Below are 20,237 nucleotides of genomic sequence, written 5' to 3'. Positions count from 1 at the left end.
GTCGTACCCCCGTGGTTGCATTCCTGCCATGGCCGCCCCGCACTCCGCACTCACCGCGCCCGGCTCGGTTAATGCCCTGACCGAGCCCGGGCAGCGCGGTGTCGTGCGGGTGCTGGGCGGCCCCGGAACCGGGAAGACCGAGCTGCTGATCCGCACGGCGGCAACGCATATCGCGGCGGGGACCGATCCGGAGTCGGTGCTCCTGCTCACGGGTTCGGCGCGGCTGGGCAGCCGGGTCCGCGGCGCCATCACCTCGGCGCTGCTGGGCGATACCGGCCAGGTCACCCGGGAGCCGCTGGTCCGCACCCTGCACTCCTACGCGTTCGCCGTGCTGCGGCAGGCCGCGCAGCGTGCCGGTGACCCGCCGCCGCGCCTGATCACCAGTGCCGAGCAGGACGGCATCATCCGCGAGCTCCTCGCCGGTGATCTGGAGGATGGCGACGAGGCGAGCGTGGACTGGCCGCTGCACCTGCGGCCGGCATTGGGCACCGCGGGGTTCGCGACCGAATTGCGGGACCTGTTGGCCCGCTGCACCGAACGCGGCGTCGACCCCGCGGATCTGCGCCGGATCGGCCGCAAGGCCGGCCGTCCGGAGTGGGTGGCGGCGGCCCGGTTCGCGCAGGTCTACGAGCAGGTCATGCTGCTGCGCAGCGCCGTCGGCATGGCGGCCCCGCAGGCGACGGTGCCCGCGCTGGGCGCGGCCGAGCTGGTGGGCGCCGCGCTCGAGGCCTTCGCGGTCGATCCCGCGCTGCTGGACGCCGAACGCGCCCGCATCAAGCTGTTGCTCGTCGACGATGCGCAGCACCTCGATCCGCAGGCCGCGCTGCTGGTGCGGGTGCTGGCGGCCGGTGCCCAGCTGACGGTCATCGCCGGTGACCCGAGCCAGACCGTGTTCGGCTACCGCGGCGCCGAGCCGACGCTGCTGTACGGCCCCGAGGACCAGCCTCATGTGGTGCTGACCGAGTCCCACCGGTGCTCGCCCGCGGTGGCCGGAGCGGTCGCGGCCGTCGCGCGGCGGCTGCCCGGCGTGGACGCGTCCCGGGCCCTGACACCGGCGACGACGGATCAGCTCGGCTCGCTGGCGGTGCGCGTCGCCGGATCGCCGCATGCCGAGTCCGCGTTGATCGCCGACGCCTTGCGGCGCGCGCACCTGGTCGACGGCGTGCCGTGGTCGCAGATGGCCGTCATCGTGCGGTCGGTACCGCGGGCCGGGACAGCGCTGGCCCGGGCCCTGAGCGCCGCCGGGGTGCCGGTGCAGCAGCAGGCCGGCATGGCGCCACCCGCGCAGCATCCGGCGGTGGGTGCGCTGCTCACGGTGCTGGACTGCGTCGCCGACCAACTGACCGGTGACCGGGCACTGGCTCTGCTGACCGGTCCCATCGGCCGCGTGGACCCGGTGTCACTGCGCCAGTTGCGGCGCGCGCTGCGCCGCGCCGACGGCAGCGGTCGCGATTTCGGTGACCTGCTCGTCGAGGCGCTGACCGGAAGTGCCGAACATTCGCTGTCCGATCAGCTGGCACGGCCCGTGCGGCGCGTCCGCGCGGTTCTCGACGCGGCGCGCCGGTCGGCGACCGCGGGCCAGGATCCGCGTTTCGTGCTGTGGCAGGCCTGGCACGCCAGCGGGTTGTCGCGCCGGTGGCAGGCCGCGGCGGGGCGTCCGGGTGCGGCCGGGGTGGCGGCAAACGCCGATCTGGATGCCGTCACCGCGCTGTTCGACACTGCCGACCAGTACGTCGCCCGCACCGCGGCGGCGTCCCTCGCCGGCTTGATCGACCACGTCCGCGCTCTCTCCTGGGCGGGTTCGGTACCCGAGCGCGCCGAGGCCGACGAGGTGGCCGTGCTCAGTGCCCATGCCGCGCTGGGGCGGGAGTGGGATTTCGTGGTGATCGCGGGCCTGCAGGAAGGGTTGTGGCCCAACACCGTTCCGCGTGGGGGCGTACTCGGCACCCAGCAGCTCCTCGACATCGTCGACGGGGTGGGCGATGTGCGCGGCATGTCGGCCACCGCGCCGCTGCTGGCCGAGGAACGGCGACTGCTGGTCGCCGCGCTGGGACGGGCCCGCAACCGCGTGCTGGTGACGGCCGTGGACAGCGACAACGGTGACGAGGCGTTGCTGCCGTCGACGTTCTTCGAGGAGCTGGCGGCCCTGGCCGGCGGCACCGACCCCGACGCCGACGAGCTCCCGGTGCATGCGCCCGCCGTGTTGTCGCCGTCGGCATTGGTCGGCCGGTTGCGGTCGGTGGTGTGTGCTCCCGACGGCGCGGTCGAGGAGACCGACCGGCTTTGTGCGGCAGCGCAATTGGCCCGGCTGGCCGAGGCCGGCGTGCCGGGCGCCGACCCGGCGCAGTGGTACGCCAGCACGGAGCTGTCCACTGCCGAGCCGCTGTGGTCGGGCGACGACCACGTCGTCACGGTGTCGCCGTCGACGGTGCAGACCCTGACCGACTGCCCGCTGCGCTGGATGCTGGAGCGCCACGGCGGCAGCGACGGCCGCGATCTGCGGTCGGCGTTGGGCTCGCTGGTGCACGCCCTGGTTGCCGATTCGGGTCGCAGCGAGGCGCAGCTGCGGGGTGAACTCGAAAAGGTCTGGCAGCAGCTGCCTTTCGATTCGAACTGGTATGCCGACAACGAGCTGGAGCGGTACCGCGCCATGCTGGCGACGTTCACGACGTGGCGGCAGGAGACCCGCGGTGAGCTGACCGAGGTCGGTACCGAACTCGAGGTGTCCGGCACGATCGCCGACGAGGGGCTGCAGGTGCAGGTGAAGGGACGTATCGACCGCCTGGAACGGGACCGTGAGGGCCGCCTCGTGGTGGTCGATGTCAAGACCGGCAAGAGCCCCGCCACCAAGGCCGATGCCCAGGAGCACGCCCAGCTCGCGCTGTACCAGCTGGCCATCGCCGAAGGTGTTGTGCCGCATGGTGACCAGCCCGGCGGTGGCCGGCTGGTGTATCCGGCCAAACCTGCCAAGACCGGCGCCACCGAGCGCGAACAGGATCCGATGGGGGAGACGGCGCAGGCGCAGTGGCGGCAGAAGGTCACCGATGCTGCCGCGGCGACGGCCGGGCCGCACTTCGTCGCGCGCGTCGGTTCCGGGTGTGCGACGTGCCCGGTGCGGGCCATGTGCCCGGCGCAGGGTACGAAGGGGGCATGCCCGTGACGTACAGCCCCGCCGACCTTGCCGAGGCACTCGGGCTGTTCACCCCGACCGACGAGCAGGCGGCGGTCATCGCCGCGCCACCGGGACCGCTGGTGGTGATCGCGGGGGCCGGTGCCGGGAAGACCGAGACCATGGCCGCGCGCGTGGTGTGGCTGGTGGCCAACGGCTATGCCACGCCGTCACAGGTGCTGGGGTTGACCTTCACCCGCAAGGCCGCCGGACAGTTGCTGCGCCGTGTGCGTACCCGGCTGGCCCGCCTGGCGGGGTCGGGTCTGCTGCCCGGCGTCTCGCTGGCCGACGAGCACGCCACCGTCAGCACCTACCACGCCTTCGCAGGCACCTTGCTGCGTGAGTACGGGCTGCTGCTGCCCATCGAGCCGGCCACCCGGCTGGTCACCGAAACCGAGATGTGGCAGTTGGCTTTTCGGGTGGTCGCCGACTTCCCGGGGCAGCTGCACACCGACAAGTCACCGGCCGCCGTCACCCAGATGGTGCTGCGCCTGGCCGGCCAGCTGTCCGAGCATCTCGTCGACACCGACGCCGTGCGCGACACGCATCACGAGCTGGAGCGGCTCATTCTCACGCTCCCCGGAGGCCCGGGCCAGCGCGGCGGGCCCACCCAGTCGCTGCTGAACCTGCTGGCCACCCAGACCGAGCGGGCCGAGCTGGTGCCGCTGATCGATGCCGTGCACCAGCGGATGCGGGAAGCGCAGGTGATGGACTTCGGCAGCCAGATGTCGGCCGCGGCCCGCCTCGCCGAGCGTTTCCCGCAGGTCGGCGCGCAGCTGCGGGAGCGGTATCGCGTCGTCCTGCTGGACGAATACCAGGACACCGGGCACGCTCAGCGGGTCGCGCTGTCGTCGCTGTTCGGCGGCGGTGTCGACGACGGCCTGGCGCTGACGGCGGTCGGGGATCCCATTCAGTCGATCTACGGCTGGCGCGGCGCGTCGGCGACCAACCTGCCGCGGTTCACCACCGACTTCCGCCTGTCCGACGGTTCGCCGGCCCCGACCCTGGAACTGCGGACCAGTTGGCGCAATCCGCCGCGGGCACTCAAGCTGGCCAACGAGGTCTCCGCCGAGGCGCGGCGCCGCAGCGTGAGCGTGCGCGAATTGCTGCCGCGACCGGGCGCCGAGCCGGGAACCATTCAGTGTGCATTGCTGGATGATGTTGTTGCCGAACGTGATTGGGTGGCCGATCACTTGGCCCGCCGGTACCACGGTGCCGTCGCGGCGGGTGAGCCGGCGCCGACGGCCGCGGTCCTGGTACGCCGCAACGCCGACGCCGCGCCCATCGCCGAGGCGCTGACAGCCCGCGGGGTGCCCGTCGAGGTGGTGGGTCTGGCCGGGCTGCTGGCCATCCCCGAGGTCGCCGACGTCGTCGCGATGCTGCGCCTGGTCGCCGAACCGACTGCCGGGGTCGCCGCGATGCGGGTGCTCACCAGCGCGCGGTGGCGCTTCGGCGCCGCTGACCTGGCCGCGCTCTGGCGCCGCGCCTCGGAACTGGATGCGCCCGACCCGGCGCGGACGTCCGGGTCGCCCGCCGAGCAGGCCGTCGCACAGGTCGCCCCCGACGCCGACCACGCCTGCCTGGCCGACGCGATCAGTGATCCGGGCCCGGCCGACCGCTACTCACCCGAAGGACACCGCCGGCTGCTGGCCCTGGGCGCCGAATTGAGCCAGTTGCGTGCGCACCTGCACCAGCCGCTGCCGGATCTGGTCGCCGAAGTACGTCGGGTCCTGGGTATCGACGCCGAAACCCGCGCGGCCAGTGGGGTTTCCGAGGGCTGGCGCGGCACCGAACATCTCGATGCCTTCGCCGATGTGGTCGCGGGATACGCCGCGCGGCCGGCCGCAGAACCGGACGGCGCAGCATCCATCGCCGGACTGCTGGCGTACCTGACCGCGGCCGCGGAGGTGGAGAACGGGCTGGCCCCGGCACAGGTGACGGTGGCCTCGGACCGCGTGCAGATCCTGACGGTGCACGCGGCCAAGGGCCTGGAATGGCAGATCGTCGCGGTTCCGCACCTGGTTGCCCGGGTGTTCCCGTCGACCGCGTCGCAGCGCACCTGGCTGACCGACGCGGGGGACCTGCCGCCGTTGTTGCGTGGGGACCGTGCCGAGCTGTCCGAACATGGCGTGCCGGTGCTCGACACCTCCGATGTCTACGACCGGAAGATGTTGGCGGACAAGATCGCCGCGCACAAGGCGCTGCTCGATCAGCGGCGCACCGATGAGGAACGCCGGCTGCTCTACGTGGCCCTCACCCGCGCCGAGGACACCCTGCTGTTGTCCGGATATCACTGGGGGACGACGGCCGGGAAACCGGCGGGGCCTTCTGACTTCCTGATCGAGATACGCGACATCATCGAACGGGCAGCGCAGGAGGGCCACCCCTGCGGTGAAATCGAGCAGTGGGCCACGGCACCCGCGGAAAATGCCGTCAACCCGTTGCGGGACAACGTCGTCGAGTGCTCCTGGCCCGTCGACCCGGCTGGTTCCCGGCGCGGGGACGTCGACCGGGGCGCGGCCCTGGTGGCCCAGGCGCTCGCCGCAGGGGCCGAAGACCTCGAGGACCGGCACGGCTGGGCTGCCGACGTGGACGCCCTGCTGGCCGAGCGGGAGCGGGCCCAGGAGCGCGGTCCGCTCGACCTGCCGCCGCAGTTGTCGGTGAGCACATTGGTCGACCTGGGCAGCGACCGGTCGGGTGCACTGCAACGGCTGCAGCGACGGCTGCCCGCCCGGCCGGACCCGCAGGCGCTGCTGGGCACCGCGTTCCACGACTGGGTGCAGCGGTACTTCTCCGCCGAGCGGCTGTTCGACCTCGACGACCTGCCCGGTGCGGTCGACGCCGAGCTGGGGCAGGCCGTCGCCGAGGAACTCGCCGATCTGCAGGCCGCGTTCGCCCTCTCGGAGTGGGCGGCCCGCACCCCGATCGACATCGAGGTGCCGTTCGACATGGTGATCGGTGACCGGGTCATCCGCGGCCGCATCGACGCGGTGTTCGCCGATGCCGACGGTGGCTACACCGTGCTCGACTGGAAGACCGGCGATCCGCCATCGACCCCGGAAACGCTGCGCAACAAGGCGATTCAGCTGGCGGTGTACCGCCTGGCGTGGTCGTCCATCCAGGGCGTACCCGTCGATGCGGTGCGGGCGGTCTTCCACTACGTGCGCGCTGGGGAGACGGTGGCACCCACCGACCTGCCCGGCGCCGACGAGCTCGCGGCGCTAGTTCACCTCGGGTGAGTTGCGGTAGATCTTGAGCGCCTGGGTCACCATCGGCACCTGCAACGGCAGCCGGGCCAGTGCCGCGACGCGAGCCGGCCACCCCTTGGGCCACCACAGCCGGACCATGTTGACGTTCGCCGGGAAGACGCTGAGGAAAAGTGCGACCGCGGCCAGCGCGCCCAGCTTGCGGGTACGGGGCAGGAGCAGCGCGGCGCCGGTGGCGACTTCGCCGACGCCCGACGCATAGGTGTAGAACCGTGCCGTGCCGGGGAGTTCCTCCGGGACGATGCCGTCGAAAGGCTTCGGTGCGACGAAGTGCAGGGCGCCCATTCCGACGAGCAGCGCGCCCATTCGGTACGCGGGCGCCTGGCTGGGAGTGGTGTTGGCAGTGCTGTTGGCGGCGGTCATGGTTACATAGTGCTGTGCCGAGCCGTCTCGTGGTGAGTCTCCGCCAGATAATGGAGCCGCATGGCTCGCGTTAGGTTGTCGCGGCGCATGGCCGCGATGGAACAGAACCTCACGAGCCGCCAGAACGCGGATCTGGTTGATGTGCTGCAGATTCCGGAAGCGTTCGTCAGTCCCATCCGCCGGATCGTGCGGCGTGTCATCTACGCGCTGCTGGTGCTCGCCGCCGCGGTGCTCGTCGTGTACCTCGACCGCGACGGCTACCGCGACGCCCAGGAGAACGAGATGTCGCTCCTGGACTGCATCTACTACGCGACGGTGTCGCTGTCGACCACCGGCTATGGCGACATCACACCGCTGACACCGAGCGCGCGCCTGGTGAACGTCCTGGTGATCACGCCCATGCGGATCGCGTTCCTGATCGTGCTCATCGGTACGACCGTCGAGACGCTGACCACGCAGTCTCGTCAAGCCTTGAAGATTCAGCGATGGAGGAGCACCGTGCGCAACCACACCATCGTCGTCGGTTACGGGACCAAGGGCCGCACCGCGGTCCAGGCCATGGTCGGTGACGAGGTCGCCCCCGGGGACATCGTCGTCGTCGACGAGAACCCGGCGGCCCTGGACCGGGCGCGTGCCGCCGGACTGGTCACCGTGGTCGGCGACGCCACCAAGTCGGAGGTGCTGCGCCTCGCCGGCGCCCAGCACGCGAAGTCCATCGTCGTCGCGACCGACAAGGACGCCACCGCCGTGCTCGTCACGCTGACCGCGCGCGAGGTGGCGCCCAAGGCCAAGATCGTCGCCTCGGCCCGCGAGGCCGAGAACCAGCACCTGCTGCGGCAGTCCGGTGCCGACTCGACGGTCGTGTCCTCGGAGACCGCCGGCCGGCTGCTGGGCATCGCGACCCAGACGCCGAGCGTCGTCGAGATGGTCGAAGACCTGCTCACACCCGACGCCGGCTTCGCGATCTCCGAGCGCGAGGTCGAGGCCAAGGAGCTCGGCGGTTCGCCGCGGCACCTGACCGACATCGTGCTCGGGGTAGTGCGCGACGGGCAGCTGCTGCGGGTCGACTCGCCTGAGGTCGACGCCCTGGCGGCCGGGGACCGGCTGCTCTACATCCGCAACGCCGAAGTCGAACGGTAAGCCCCGCGATGAGCGATTTCACCCTGCGTAACGTCCCGCTGCTGTCCCGGGTCGGTGCCGACCGCGCCGACACGCTGCGCACCGACGTCGACGCGGCGATCGCCGGCTGGAAGGACGCGCTGCTGCTGCGCGTGGACCGCCGTAATCAGGTGTTGATCTCCGGTGGCCGGGTGGTGCTCGGGCGTGCCGCGGAACTCGGCGACAAGCCCGACGAGCACGCGGTGTTCCTGGGCCGGATGCCCGACGGCCGCCATGTGTGGGGCGTGCGCGCCGCACTGGAGGAGCCGACGGGCGGGACGGACGCGCCGGTTGAGGTCCTCGACCTGCGCCGGGCCGGGCCGATCTTCGACGACATCAGCGCGCAGCTCGTCTCGACGGCGACGGCACTGCTGAACTGGCATGACAGCGCCCGCTTCAGCGCCATCGACGGCGCGCCCACCAAGCCGATCAAGGGCGGCTGGGCGCGGGTCAACAGCGTCGGCGGCCACGAGGAATTCCCGCGCATCGACCCGGCGATCATCTGCCTCGTGCACGACGGGCATGACCGCGCGGTGCTGGCCCGGCAGACCAACTGGCCCGAGCGGTTGTTCTCACTGCTGGCCGGGTTCGTCGAGGCCGGCGAGTCGTTCGAGAGCTGCGTGGTGCGCGAGATCGCCGAGGAGATCGGTCTGACCGTCACCGACGTCAAGTACCTGGGCAGTCAGCCCTGGCCGTTCCCGCGTTCGCTCATGGTCGGCTTCCACGCCATCGGTGATCCGGAGCAGCCGTTCTCGTTCAACGACGGTGAGATCGCCGAGGCCGACTGGTTCACCCGGGCCGAGGTGCGCGAGGCCCTCGAGCACGGCGACTGGAACAGCACGGCGGACACCCGGCTGCTGCTGCCCGGCTCGATCTCGATCGCCCGGGAGATCATCGAATCCTGGGCGGCTCAGTGATTTGTGCACGAAAATCCGCGGCCAGCGCGGAAAATCGTGCACAAATCCCTAACTCAGCTTGGCTTTGACGTCCTTGATGCTGGGGTTGGTCAGCGTCGAGCCGTCGGGGAACTTGACCGTCGGAACCACGTGGTTGCCGTTGTTGACCGAACCGACGAACTCGGCGGCCGCCGGGTCCTGCTCGATGTCGATCTCGGTGTAGGAGATGCCTTCGGCCTTCAGCGCGGTCTTGAGCCGCTTGCAGTAGCCGCACCAGGTCGTGCTGTACATGATCAGTGCACTCATAACGCACCTCAACGTATCCGATCGCCGCGTCATGCCGCCCAGCGGTGCCTCGTGTGTCACACCCGCCTGCCATGATGGAGGCCATGCCAGCCGAGGCCCCGCCGTCCACACTTCTCGAGGACCTCGACGACGAACAGCGTGAGGCCGTCCTCGCGCCCCGCGGCCCGGTGTGCGTGCTGGCCGGTGCCGGCACGGGCAAGACCCGCACCATCACCCGCCGCATCGCGTATCTCGTCGCCGCCGGACACGTCGCGCCGAGTCAGGTGCTGGCCGTGACGTTCACCCAGCGCGCCGCCGGCGAGATGCGCGGCCGCCTCCGCAGCCTGGAAAACGAGATCGACGGAGCACAAGGCACCGGGGCCGTCCAGGCCATGACGTTCCACGCCGCGGCGCTGCGCCAGCTGCGGTACTTCTGGCCGCGGGTGGTCGGCGACACCGGCTGGGAGTTGCTCGACAGCAAGTTCGCGGTGGTCGCACAGGCGGCCAATCGGGCGGGTATTCAGGCCAGTACCGACGACGTGCGCGACCTGGCCGGTGAGATCGAATGGGCCAAGTCGTCCCTCATCAGCCCCGAGCTGTACCCGGAGCAGGTCGCCAAGATCGAACGGGACATCCCGTTCGACGCCGCCAAGGTCGCCGCGGTGTACGCCGGTTACGAGGGCCTCAAGGCCCGGCGCGACGGATCGGCGCTGCTGGACTTCGACGACCTGCTGTTGCACACCGCCGCGGCCATCGAGAACGACGCCGCCGTCGCCGGCGAATTCCGCGACCGCTACCGCTGCTTCGTCGTCGACGAGTACCAGGACGTCACCCCGCTGCAGCAGCGGGTGCTCAACGCCTGGGTGGGGGAGCGCGACGACCTGACGGTGGTCGGTGACGCCAACCAGACCATCTACTCGTTCACCGGCGCCACCCCGCAATACCTCCTCGACTTCTCGCGGCGGTTCCCCGATGCGGCGCTGATCCGGCTGGAGCGCGACTACCGCAGCACGCCGCAGGTGGTGTCGCTGGCGAACCAGGTGATCTCGGCGGCGTCCGGCCGGATGGCCGCCAGCCGGTTGCAGCTCATCGGTCAACGCGATCCGGGGCCCAAGCCGGTGTTCCGGGAACATCCCGACGAGGTCGCCGAGGCCAACGCGGTCGCCGCCGCCATCAAGAAGCTCATCCAATCCGGTACTGCCCCTTCGGAAATCGCGGTGCTGTACCGCATCAACGCGCAGTCCGAGGTGTACGAGGAGGCGCTCACCGCGGCCGGGGTGGCGTTCCAGGTGCGCGGAGGTGAGGGCTTCTTCAGCCGCCAGGAGATTCGGCAGTCGTTGCTGGCGCTGCAGCGCGCCGCGGGACACCAGGGTGACGTCGCCGGTGTCGAGCTGCCCCAGTTGGTCCGGGATCTGCTGGAACCGCTGGGCCTGACGGCCGAGCCGCCGGCGGGTACCAAGGCCCGGGAACGCTGGGATGCGTTGTTGGCCTTGGTCGAATTGGTCGAGCAGGAAGTCGCGGTGCGTCCCAACCTGGACCTGCAGGGCCTGCTCGTCGAGCTGCGTCAGCGCGCCGATTCGCGGCACCCACCGGTGGTGCAGGGCGTCACGCTGGCGTCGCTGCACGCCGCCAAGGGCCTCGAATGGGATGCGGTGTTCCTGGTCGGTCTGGTCGACGGCACGCTGCCCATCTCGCACGCACTGTCACATGGCGCGGACAGCGAACCGGTCGAAGAGGAGCGCCGCCTCTTCTACGTCGGAATCACCAGGGCCAGAGTGCATTTGACGATTTCGTGGGCGCTAGCCCGGGCCGCCGGCGGGCGGCAGAGCCGCAAGCCCTCGCGGTTCCTCAACGGGCTTACACCGCAGAGCCGCCGGGAACCCCAACAGCCGCAACGTAAACGGGGTCCAGCGCCGCGCTGCCGGGTCTGCAATGCGGCGCTGACGTCGTCGACCGCGATCCTGTTGCGGCGCTGCGAATCGTGCCCGTCGAACCTGGACGAGGAGCTGCTCGGCCGGCTCAAGGAGTGGCGCCTGCGTACCGCGCAGGAGATGAAGGTGCCCGCCTACGTGGTGTTCACCGACAACACCTTGATCGCGATCGCCGAGGCCCTGCCGGCCGACAATGCCGCGCTGGTGGCCATTCCCGGCATCGGTGCGCGCAAGCTGGAGCAATACGGGCCGGATGTGCTGGCATTGGTGAACGCGTCCCGTTAGCCCCACTAAATTGCGCCAAACTTGACGCAAATTGCGCCAAAACTGCTGGTCAAAAAATCGCTTGCCTGATTTTGGTGGTAACGTCTAGCCTCGAAGCCGCAACGAAATCCCGCGAATTCGCACCCCGTGAATCCGCAGTCGACCGCTGAGGAGGTGGCCCCGATGATCAGCTTTGATGCGTCCCGTGGCGCTGTCCTCGCTGTCTCTGGTTCCCGTGCGCCGTTGACCGCTGCCGCCTATGAGGCGGTATCGCGCGTCGGCGCCGGTTGGCATCAGATCGTTGACGTTCCCGCCATTCCCGCTGTCGCTGCAGCCGCCGCTATGCCGGCGGCACGTCTCGCGACGGCTGGACATGTCGCCGACATCCCGCAGCGCAAGCGCAACGCCAAGACCTTCGCGTCCGTGAAGCGAGGCACTACTTAGGTAGCGCCCACAGCAGCCAAAACCTGGCCACGGACCCGAAACCACCGGATCCGTGGCCAATGTTTTTGGGGCACAACCTCAAAACCACCACCTGGTCACCGATCCATCAGACAGATGAGACGCAAGACGACCAGGAAGTAGGTGATGAGGACATGACTAGCCAGACTTGCCGACAAAGGCTGGCGGTGCCATGTCATGTCGGCGACCCCGATATGTGGTTCGCTGACAACCCCACTCAGCTGGAACAGGCCAAGGCGCTGTGCGCCGACTGCCCGATCCGGTTGCAGTGCCTCAACGAGGCGCTGGAACGTGAAGAGCCGTGGGGTGTTTGGGGTGGGGAGATCCTCGAGCGCGGCGCCGTCATCGCACGCAAGCGTCCGCGCGGTCGTCCGCGTAAGGACGTCGTCGCGGCATGACCCCGCGGCCCAACATCGGGGGGCACCAACCGCGAGCGGCCGTGTTTGTACACCGACACACCGTGTTTGGCGTGCATTACGCGGCCGCTCGCCGGCGCCGAGCGGCCGCGTAATCGCCGTTGACTAAGGCGTGAAGCCCGGAACCAGTTCCGTGGCAATGGCTTTCACGGGGACGTGGGCGTCCAGCTGACAGCAGATCGCCACGGTCGACGCGATCACGCGCAGCGGGATGACCAGGTTCGGCGGCATGTCGAGCTGACGGGCCATCTTGATCTGGTTCACGCCGTTGTCCAACTGGCCCGCAGCCATTTTCATGATCCAGCGCCGCGTGTAGTGGAAGACATCGGTCTGGATCGGCTCGACGTACTGCCGCAGCATGTTGTCGACCTCGAAGATCGGGACCTCTTCGCCCGGCTGGATGAACCCGGCTTCCTCCATCACCGGCAGCAGTTTGTCGTAGTTCTTGTCCCGCGCCAGGCTGATCATCTCGCCGATCGCGGTCGGCAGCCCACCGGGCAGTGGCGCCACCGCGCCGAAGTCGATGACGCCCATGCGACCGTCGGGCAGCAGCATGAAGTTCCCGGGGTGGGTGTCCCCGTGCATGATCTCCAGGCGCGCCGGCGCGTCGAATGTCAGCTCCGACAGCCGGGTACCCATCAGGTCGCGCTGCTCGACGGTGCCCTCCCGGATGATGACCGACATCGGGATGCCGTCCATCCATTCGGCGATGACGACCTTCGGCGCGCTGGCCACGATCGCCGGCACCTTGAAGTGCGGGTGCCCGGCGTAGGCCTTGGCGAACGCCCGCTGGTTGTCGGCCTCCAGCCGGTAGTCCAGTTCCATCTCGGTGCGGTCGATCAGCTCGTCGACGACGCCCTGGACATCGGCGCCGGGCGCCAGCTGCTTGAAGACGCCGACCAGACGCTGGATGGTCTTCAGGTCGGCACGCAGCGCCTCGTCGGCGCCGGGGTACTGGATTTTGACCGCGACCTCGCGGCCGTCGGACCAGACGGCCTTGTGTACCTGGCCGATGCTGGCCGACGCGACCGGGGTGTCGTCGAACGACTGGAAGCGGTCGCGCCACTTGGTGCCCAGCTGCGCGTCGAGCACGCGGTGCACCTTGGCGGCCGGCAGGGGCGGGGCTTCACGCTGCAGCTTGGTCAGCGCCTCGCGGTACGGCTTGCCGTACTGCTCGGGAATCGCCGCCTCCATCACCGACAGGGCCTGGCCGACCTTCATCGCACCGCCCTTGAGTTCACCCAGCACGGTGAACAGCTGGTTGGCCGCCTTGTCCATCAGCTCGGCGGTCACCTCGTCCTTGGACCTGCCCGCCAGACGCTTGCCCAACCCCAGCGCCGCCCGTCCCGCCATGCCGCCGGCCAGACCGGCGAGCTTCGCGTTGCGTGCCACACTGCCCCGTTTGATATCAGCCACATTCACATCATCCATGACGTTGCTGAGTGCACGGCAGCGACATGGCAACGCGTGTTGTCACGACAGTCGATCGCACCAGTCACACAGCGGATGACGCGACCACCGGCGCACCACCGTGGTCCGCGAGCCGATGTCGAATTCGAGGGTGGCATCGAGCGTCGGCGGTGGTTCTGCGCGGGCCCCGCCGCCGCGGATCGCGTCGATCACCCGGTCCACCTGGTTGAGCGCCACCGCCGCGGTGGCCAGTACCGTCGCCCGGTCGGCGCTGCCGACGGTGCCCTCCAATTGGGCGGCCAGCACCGGCCACGACGCGTCGCGGTCGCTGCGGTGGAGGTCGGCACAGTTCAGGCAGCTCGTCGCCCCGGGCAGAACGAGGGGACCGATCAGCCCGGTGCCGTCCCGGATCCGCACCGGCAGATGCGGGACCCCGGCACGGTGCAGGTCGCGCACCAGACGGCGGTCGGCGACCAGGAAATCGGACAGCACCACCAGATCGGCGGCGTCCCGCGTGACGGCCACGTGGCCGAATCGGCTGGTGCGCACCCGGGTTCCGGAACAATTCAAGGCGCCGGCCAACAGGTCCGAGAGGGGACCGCTGCCGTGAATGCGTACCGACACCGGTCGCCGGCCGGTATCCGGCGCCGTCTGCAACAGTCCCGCTGAGTTCAGAGCGTCGACCAAGCCGGTCCAGCCGTCGACGTCGGTCAGCCCGGCCGCCAGCGCGAGCGCCTGGCTGCTCTCGGCGTCGACGCCGCTCTGCATGCCGCGCAGCAAGTCCGCCAGGTCACCGACCGTCAACCCGTCCGGAGGCCGAATGCCGATGGCGCGCCGCGGGTCCCAGCCGAGCTGCACCGTCCCGTCGGGCCGCTGCAACACCGGCATGGCCGGGTTCAGGGTCTGACGAGACGTGGTCATGGGCCAACTGTGCCAACAGCACGCCGATTCGGCGAATCAGTTATCCACAGGCACTCAGCCCTCGGCTGGGTCGTCTCCCGCGTCCTCGTCGGCGGACCGCTTGAGGTCCTTCTCCAGATCGGCCAGCGCCTGGTCGAGATCCGAGGTGTCGCCGCCGAGCGCCTGGTCGATGAAGGCCGCGGGCTCGTCGAGATCGGCGGCGCTGGGCAGCAGATCGGGGTGTTGCCAGACGGCGTCGCGCTTGTCTGCGCCGACGGCGTCGGTCAGCTTCTCCCATAGCGTCGCGGCCTCGCGCATCTTGCGCGGCCGCAGCTCCAGGCCCACAAGGGTCGCGAAGGTCTGCTCGGCCGGTCCACCGGTGGCGCGACGACGACGCAGCGTCTCGCTGAGCGCCGACGTGCCGGGCAGCCGCTCACCGAGTGCGGCGGTGACGACGGTCTGCACCCAGCCCTCGATGAGCGCCAGCAGTGTCTCCAGTCGTTCGAGCGCCGCGGCCTGCTCGGGGGTGGCCTTCGGTTCGAACATGCCCTGGCTCAGCAGCTTCTCCATGGCGCCCGGGTCGCCCATCAGCGACGCCGGGTCCAGGCCGGAGGCCATCTCCTCGAAGCCGCTCATATCGATCTTCATGCCCTTGGCGAAGGCTTCGACGGCGCTGAGCAGCTGGCTGGCCAGCCACGGCACGTGGCTGAACAGCCGGTGGTGGGCAGCCTCGCGCGCCGCGAGGAATGTCAGCACCTCGCTGCGCGGCTGCTCGAGACCTTCGCCGAACGCCTCGACGGCCTCGGGCATCAGTGCGGCGACACCGGACGGCCCCAGCGGCAAGCCGATGTCGGTGGACGTCAGCACCTCCTTGGACAGCGTCCCCAGGGCCTGGCCCAGCTGCGAGCCGAAGGCCATGCCGCCCATCTGCGACATCATCGCCAGCAATGGTCCGGCCATCGCCTTGGCCTCTTCGGGCAACGCCGACACCCACACCGTCGACAGCTGCTCGGCGACCGGGTCGCACAGCCGCTTCCAGGTGTTGAGGGTGTTGTCGAGCCAGTCGCTCGGCGTCCACGCCACGGCGCGGGTGGTGCCGGCCGGCAGGGCGGTGACGCCGTCGAGCCAGGTCTCCGCCAGGTGCACGGCGTCGGAGATGGCCGTCGCGGTCTGCTCGGGCACCGGCTTGACGAAGCCGATGGAGTTCGACGCCAGCTTGCGGGCCAGGTCGTAGTTGACCGGGCCGGACTGGGGATTGTTCATCGACGCGCCCGCGCCACTGAACATCGCGCCGAGCTGCGTGAAGATCTGCCCGAGGTCGGGCATGCCGGCGCCGCCGGGACCGCCGAACGCGTTGCCGAACCCGAACGGGTCCGAGGAGCCACCGGAAGAGCCTGGTCCAGGTTCTTTCTTGGACTTGTCGCGGTCGGGGTCTTCGCCGCTGGAGAAGCCGAAAGGCAGGTCAGCCATACCGTCAACGGTACTGCCCGCATCGCCGGCGGGTGGCTTCGCGGGTCATGCTGTCAGCGAACCGAGCCACGAGCTTTACTGTTGGCGGCGTGAACAGGCGGATTTCTACGCTCGTGGTCGCTCTGGTGCCGATCATCGTGTTCGTCGTACTGGTGTCGGTGGTGACCGTGCCCTTCGTCTCGCTGGGTCCCGGCCCGACGTTCGACACGCTCGGCGAGGTCGACGGCAAGAAGGTCGTCGACATCAAGGGCGACGTCAAGGTGCACCCGACCTCCGGACACCTGAACATGACGACGGTGTCGCAGAGCGATGGGCTGACGCTGGGCCAGGCGCTGGCGCTGTGGATGTCGGGCCGCGAGCAGCTGGTGCCGCGCGACCTGGTGTATCCGCCGGACAAGTCCAAGGAGCAGGTCGACAAGGCCAACAACGCCGACTTCAAGAACTCCGAGGAAGACGCCGAGTACGCGGCGTTGAGTTACTTGAAGTACCCGAAGGCGGTGACGGTCCAGGCCGTCGCCGATCCCGGGCCCTCGGCCGGTCAGTTGCGCCCCGGCGATGCCATCGATGCGGTCAACGGCATTCCGGTGGCCACCGTCGAAGAGTTCACCGGACTGCTGAAGAAAACCAAGCCCGGTGACCACGTCGTGCTCGACTACCGGCGCAAGAACGCCGGGATCGGCGTCACGACCATCACGTTGGGCACCAACAAGGACCGTGACTACGGCTACCTCGGTACGACGGTGCTCAACGCGCCGTGGGCGCCGTTCGTCATCGACTTCAACCTCGCCAACATCGGTGGCCCGTCGGCCGGTCTGATGTTCAGCCTGGCCGTGGTGGACAAGCTGACCGACGGAAACCTGAACGGCGGCAAGTTCGTTGCGGGTACCGGCACCATCGGCGACGACGGCAAAGTGGGCCCGATCGGCGGCATCACGCACAAGATGCTGGCCGCCCGCGAGGCCGGCGCGACGGTGTTCATGGTGCCCGCCGAGAACTGCGCCGAAGCGGTCTCGGCCCACCTGGACGGACTCGGGCTGATCAAGGTCGAGAACCTCAGTGGTGCCGTCGACGCGCTGCACGCCGTGTCCGCTGGTGGCGAACCTCCCCGCTGCTGAACTCGCGATCACCCCTGGTTGCGTAGAGTCGTAGGACAAGCTGGCCTTTTCAGATTTCATACAGACTTTTCAACAGACTGGAGCTGACGAGTGGGGATGCGGCCTGCGGCGAGGATGCCGAAGCTGACGCGACGAAGCCGAATCCTGGTCGGGATCGCGCTGCTGATCGTCGGTTTGTTGATGGTCGGCCCGCGACTGGTCGACGCCTACGTGGACTGGCTGTGGTTCGGTGAGGTCGGCTTCCGTTCGGTGTTCAGCACCGTCCTGGTGACGCGCCTGGTGGTCTTCCTGGTGGCCGGCGTCTTCATCGGCGCCGTGGCGTTCGGCGGAATGGCACTGGCGTACCGGTCCCGGCCGGTGTTCGTGCCGGCGTCCGGACCCAACGACCCGGTGGCCCGCTACCGCGCCACCGTCCTGTCGCGACTGCGGCTGTTCGCCGTCGGTGTCCCGGCGTTCATCGGGCTGCTGGGCGGCTTCGTGGCGCAGACCTACTGGGTGCGGGTGCAGCTGTTCCTGCACGGCGGCTCATTCGGCATCACCGATCCCGAATTCGGCAAGGATCTGGGCTTCTACGCGTTCGACCTGCCCTTCTACCGGCTGGTGCTCGGCTACCTGTTCGTCGGCGTCTTCCTGATGCTGGTCGGGAACCTGTTGGGCCACTACGTGTTCGGCGGCATCCGATTGTCGGGCCGTCAGGGCGCGCTCAGCCGTGCGGCGCGCATGCAGCTGGTGTCGCTGGTGGGAATCCTGGTGCTGCTCAAGGCCGTTGCCTACTGGTTCGACCGGTACGAGCTGCTCAGCCACACCCGGGCCGGCAAGCCGTTCACCGGCGCCGGCTACACGGACATCAACGCGGTGCTGCCGGCGAAGCTGATCCTGCTGGCGATCGCGGTGATCTGCGCGGTGGCCGTGTTCTCGGCACTGGTGCTGCGGGACTTGCGGATTCCGGCGATCGGCTTGGTCCTGCTGCTGCTGAGCTCGGTGATCGTCGGGGCCGGCTGGCCCATGCTGGTCGAGCAGTTCAGCGTCAAACCCAATGCGGCGCAGAAGGAACGCGACTACATCAGTCGCAGTATCACAGCGACGCGCGACGCATACGGGTTGACCGGCGATTCGGTGACCTACCGTGACTACAGCGGCAACGCGCCCGCCACCGCCGAGCAGGTGGCGGCCGACCGGGCGACGACGTCGAACATCCGCCTGCTCGACCCGACCATCGTCGGACCCGCGTTCACGCAGTTCCAGCAAGGCAAGAACTTCTACAGCTTCCCGGACCAGCTGTCCATCGACCGCTACAACGGGCCCGACGGCAAGCTGCGCGACTTCGTCGTCGCGGCACGGGAATTGAACCCGGACCGGCTGATCGACAACCAGCGCGACTGGATCAACAAGCACTCGGTCTACACCCACGGCAACGGCTTCATCGCCTCGCCCGCCAACACGGTGCGCGGTATCGCCAACGACCCGAACCAGAACGGCGGCTACCCGGAGTTCCTGGCCAGCGTGGTCGGCGCCAACGGCGCGGCCGTGTCGCCCGGTCCGGCACCGCTGGATCAGCCGCGCATCTACTTCGGCCCGGTGATCGCCAGCGCGCCATCGGATTACGCCATCGTCGGCAAGAACGGCGCCGACCGCGAGTACGACTACGAGACCAACACCGAGACGAAGAACTACACCTACGGCGGTACCGGTGGTGTGGACATCGGCAACTGGCTGGCCCGGTCGGTCTTCGCCGCCAAGTTCGCCGAGCGGAACTTCTTGTTCTCCAGCGTCATCGGGCCGAACAGCAAGATTCTGTTCAACCGCGACCCGGCCCACCGGGTCGAGGCGGTGGCGCCGTGGCTGACCACCGACTCGACGGTCTACCCGGCGATCGTCAACAAGCGCATGGTGTGGATCGTCGACGGCTACACCACCCTGGACAACTACCCGTACTCGGAGCTGACGTCGCTGTCGAGTGCGACCGCCGACTCGAATGAGGTTGCGGTCAACCGGATGTTGCCGGACAAGCAGGTCTCCTACATCCGCAACTCGGTGAAGGCCACCGTCGACGCCTACGACGGCACCGTCACGCTGTACGAGCAGGACGAGCACGACCCGGTGCTGCAGGCGTGGATGAAGGTGTTCCCGGACACCGTGAAGCCGAAGTCGGCCATCAGCAAGGAACTCGCCGAGCACCTGCGCTACCCGGAGGACCTGTTCAAGGTTCAGCGCATGCTGCTGGCCAAGTACCACGTCAACGACCCGGTGACGTTCTTCTCGACATCGGACTTCTGGGACGTGCCGCTCGATCCCAACCCGACGGCCAGCAGCTTCCAGCCGCCGTACTACATCGTCGCGAAAGACCTTGCCACGGGTGGTGATTCGTCGTCGTTCCAGCTGACCACGGCGATGAACCGGTTCCGGCGGGACTTCCTGGCCGCATACATCAGCGCCAGCTCCGATCCGGCCACGTACGGCAAGATCACCGTGCTGACCATCCCGGGTCAGGTGAACGGTCCCAAGCTGGCGTTCAACGCGATCAGCACCGACACCGCGGTCAGTCAGGACCTGGGCGTCATCGGCCGGGACAACCAGAACCGGATCCGGTGGGGCAATCTCTTGACGCTGCCGGTCGGGCAGGGCGGGTTGCTCTATGTCGCACCGGTTTACGCCTCCCCGGGTGCGAGTGACGCGGCGTCGTCCTACCCGCGACTGATCCGCGTGGCGATGATGTACAACGACAAGGTCGGCTACGGCCCAACGGTCCGTGATGCTCTCAACGGCATCTTCGGGCCCGGTGCCGGCGCCACCGCGACCGGCCCGGCCCCGACCGATGTGCCGGCCGGGACACCGCCTCCCGCGGCCGTTCCGGGGGCCGTCCAGCCGCCGGCCGCGGGACCGCAGCCCCCGCCGGTAGCGGTGCAGTCACCTGGCGTGCCGCTCACGCTGTCGCCCGCGAAAGCGGCTGCCCTGCAAGATGTCAACGCGGCCCTCGACGGCATGCGTGCGGCGCAGCAGAGCGGCAATTTCGCCCAGTACGGCGCCGCGCTGCAGAAGCTCGACGACGCCATGGCCAAGTACCGCGACGCCAAGTAGTCCGGACGAGTCACAGAACTGCCCAACTCCTTCGGGAGTTGGGCAGTTCTGCAT

General features: G+C 69.2%; 14 protein-coding genes. 9 read left to right on the top strand and 5 right to left on the bottom strand.

Annotation, left to right across the window (positions count from 1 at the left end; all coding sequences use genetic code 11):
- Positions 1-28: 28 nt before the first annotated feature.
- Entirely contained in the window at positions 29-3,160 is a 3,132-nt protein-coding gene (locus VXD91_RS22115; protein WP_212806553.1) for an ATP-dependent DNA helicase, read from the top strand.
- Complete coding sequence (locus tag VXD91_RS22110; protein WP_212806552.1) at positions 3,151-6,408, top strand: ATP-dependent DNA helicase; 3,258 nt, start codon at positions 3,151-3,153, stop codon at positions 6,406-6,408. The genes VXD91_RS22115 and VXD91_RS22110 overlap by 10 nt, the downstream gene beginning before the upstream one ends.
- Here the strand turns inward: VXD91_RS22110 and VXD91_RS22105 are convergent.
- Positions 6,391-6,798 carry a hypothetical protein gene (locus tag VXD91_RS22105; protein ID WP_212806551.1) on the bottom strand — a complete coding sequence of 136 codons (408 nt, stop codon included), beginning with the start codon at positions 6,796-6,798 and terminating at the stop codon, positions 6,391-6,393. The genes VXD91_RS22110 and VXD91_RS22105 overlap by 18 nt on opposite strands.
- Positions 6,799-6,858: 60 nt before the next feature.
- Between VXD91_RS22105 and VXD91_RS22100 the strand changes: the two genes are divergently transcribed.
- Complete coding sequence (locus VXD91_RS22100) at positions 6,859-7,938, top strand: potassium channel family protein (protein WP_212806550.1); 1,080 nt, start codon at positions 6,859-6,861, stop codon at positions 7,936-7,938.
- Positions 7,939-7,946: 8 nt separating this feature from the next.
- Positions 7,947-8,873, top strand: a complete 927-nt coding sequence (nudC, locus tag VXD91_RS22095) for an NAD(+) diphosphatase (RefSeq protein ID WP_346416429.1) — start codon at positions 7,947-7,949, stop codon at positions 8,871-8,873.
- 48 nt (positions 8,874-8,921) lie between these two features.
- On the opposite strand, the gene mrx1 is transcribed toward nudC, so the two are convergent.
- A complete protein-coding gene (gene mrx1 / locus VXD91_RS22090; RefSeq protein WP_212806548.1) occupies positions 8,922-9,158 on the bottom strand; it encodes a mycoredoxin in 237 nt (78 codons plus the stop codon).
- 83 nt (positions 9,159-9,241) lie between these two features.
- Here mrx1 and VXD91_RS22085 point away from each other — a divergent pair, with 83 nt between their 5' ends.
- The 3 genes from VXD91_RS22085 (at position 9,242) to VXD91_RS22075 (ending at position 12,192) form a co-directional block, all read left to right on the top strand.
- Positions 9,242-11,353, top strand: a complete 2,112-nt coding sequence (locus VXD91_RS22085; protein ID WP_212806547.1) for an ATP-dependent DNA helicase UvrD2 — start codon at positions 9,242-9,244, stop codon at positions 11,351-11,353.
- Positions 11,354-11,515: 162 nt separating this feature from the next.
- Positions 11,516-11,776 carry a hypothetical protein gene (locus VXD91_RS22080; protein WP_318984132.1) on the top strand — a complete coding sequence of 87 codons (261 nt, stop codon included), beginning with the start codon at positions 11,516-11,518 and terminating at the stop codon, positions 11,774-11,776.
- A 152-nt stretch (positions 11,777-11,928) separates the two neighbouring features.
- Entirely contained in the window at positions 11,929-12,192 is a 264-nt protein-coding gene (locus VXD91_RS22075) for a WhiB family transcriptional regulator (protein WP_029105582.1), read from the top strand.
- A 123-nt stretch (positions 12,193-12,315) separates the two neighbouring features.
- On the opposite strand, the gene VXD91_RS22070 is transcribed toward VXD91_RS22075, so the two are convergent.
- The 3 genes from VXD91_RS22070 to VXD91_RS22060 are packed head-to-tail and all read right to left on the bottom strand — an operon-like array spanning position 12,316 to position 15,990.
- A complete protein-coding gene (locus tag VXD91_RS22070) occupies positions 12,316-13,641 on the bottom strand; it encodes an AarF/UbiB family protein (protein WP_212806546.1) in 1,326 nt (441 codons plus the stop codon).
- A 42-nt stretch (positions 13,642-13,683) separates the two neighbouring features.
- On the bottom strand, positions 13,684-14,541 hold the full coding sequence (locus VXD91_RS22065; protein WP_212806545.1) for a TOMM precursor leader peptide-binding protein: 858 nt from the start codon (positions 14,539-14,541) through the stop codon (positions 13,684-13,686).
- Positions 14,542-14,595: 54 nt separating this feature from the next.
- Entirely contained in the window at positions 14,596-15,990 is a 1,395-nt protein-coding gene (locus VXD91_RS22060) for a zinc-dependent metalloprotease (RefSeq protein ID WP_318984134.1), read from the bottom strand.
- 89 nt (positions 15,991-16,079) lie between these two features.
- Here VXD91_RS22060 and VXD91_RS22055 point away from each other — a divergent pair, with 89 nt between their 5' ends.
- Positions 16,080-17,105: a PDZ domain-containing protein gene (locus tag VXD91_RS22055; RefSeq protein WP_318984135.1), complete on the top strand. Its 1,026-nt coding sequence runs from the start codon at positions 16,080-16,082 to the stop codon at positions 17,103-17,105.
- 90 nt (positions 17,106-17,195) lie between these two features.
- Positions 17,196-20,183 carry a UPF0182 family protein gene (locus tag VXD91_RS22050; protein WP_346416428.1) on the top strand — a complete coding sequence of 996 codons (2,988 nt, stop codon included), beginning with the start codon at positions 17,196-17,198 and terminating at the stop codon, positions 20,181-20,183.
- The last annotated feature ends 54 nt before the right edge of the window (positions 20,184-20,237 follow it).

Origin of the sequence: Mycobacterium sp. SM3041 (assembly GCF_039668335.1) — a bacterium.
Lineage (GTDB): Bacteria > Actinomycetota > Actinomycetes > Mycobacteriales > Mycobacteriaceae > Mycobacterium.
The sequence above is the reverse complement of the archived record's forward strand: the minus strand, read 5'-3'. Positions and strand labels throughout refer to the sequence as shown.

What these genes read in the sequence shown, in the direction of transcription:
- VXD91_RS22115 (WP_212806553.1), top strand. Translation starts at nt 29, where the DNA reads ATGGCCGCCCCGCACTCCGCACTCACCGCGCCCGGCTCGGTTAATGCC.
- VXD91_RS22110 (WP_212806552.1), top strand. Translation starts at nt 3,151, where the DNA reads ATGCCCGTGACGTACAGCCCCGCCGACCTTGCCGAGGCACTCGGGCTG.
- VXD91_RS22105 (WP_212806551.1), bottom strand. Translation starts at nt 6,798, where the DNA reads ATGACCGCCGCCAACAGCACTGCCAACACCACTCCCAGCCAGGCGCCC.
- VXD91_RS22100 (WP_212806550.1), top strand. Translation starts at nt 6,859, where the DNA reads ATGGCTCGCGTTAGGTTGTCGCGGCGCATGGCCGCGATGGAACAGAAC.
- nudC (WP_346416429.1), top strand. Translation starts at nt 7,947, where the DNA reads ATGAGCGATTTCACCCTGCGTAACGTCCCGCTGCTGTCCCGGGTCGGT.
- mrx1 (WP_212806548.1), bottom strand. Translation starts at nt 9,158, where the DNA reads ATGAGTGCACTGATCATGTACAGCACGACCTGGTGCGGCTACTGCAAG.
- VXD91_RS22085 (WP_212806547.1), top strand. Translation starts at nt 9,242, where the DNA reads ATGCCAGCCGAGGCCCCGCCGTCCACACTTCTCGAGGACCTCGACGAC.
- VXD91_RS22080 (WP_318984132.1), top strand. Translation starts at nt 11,516, where the DNA reads ATGATCAGCTTTGATGCGTCCCGTGGCGCTGTCCTCGCTGTCTCTGGT.
- VXD91_RS22075 (WP_029105582.1), top strand. Translation starts at nt 11,929, where the DNA reads ATGACTAGCCAGACTTGCCGACAAAGGCTGGCGGTGCCATGTCATGTC.
- VXD91_RS22070 (WP_212806546.1), bottom strand. Translation starts at nt 13,641, where the DNA reads ATGGATGATGTGAATGTGGCTGATATCAAACGGGGCAGTGTGGCACGC.
- VXD91_RS22065 (WP_212806545.1), bottom strand. Translation starts at nt 14,541, where the DNA reads ATGACCACGTCTCGTCAGACCCTGAACCCGGCCATGCCGGTGTTGCAG.
- VXD91_RS22060 (WP_318984134.1), bottom strand. Translation starts at nt 15,990, where the DNA reads ATGGCTGACCTGCCTTTCGGCTTCTCCAGCGGCGAAGACCCCGACCGC.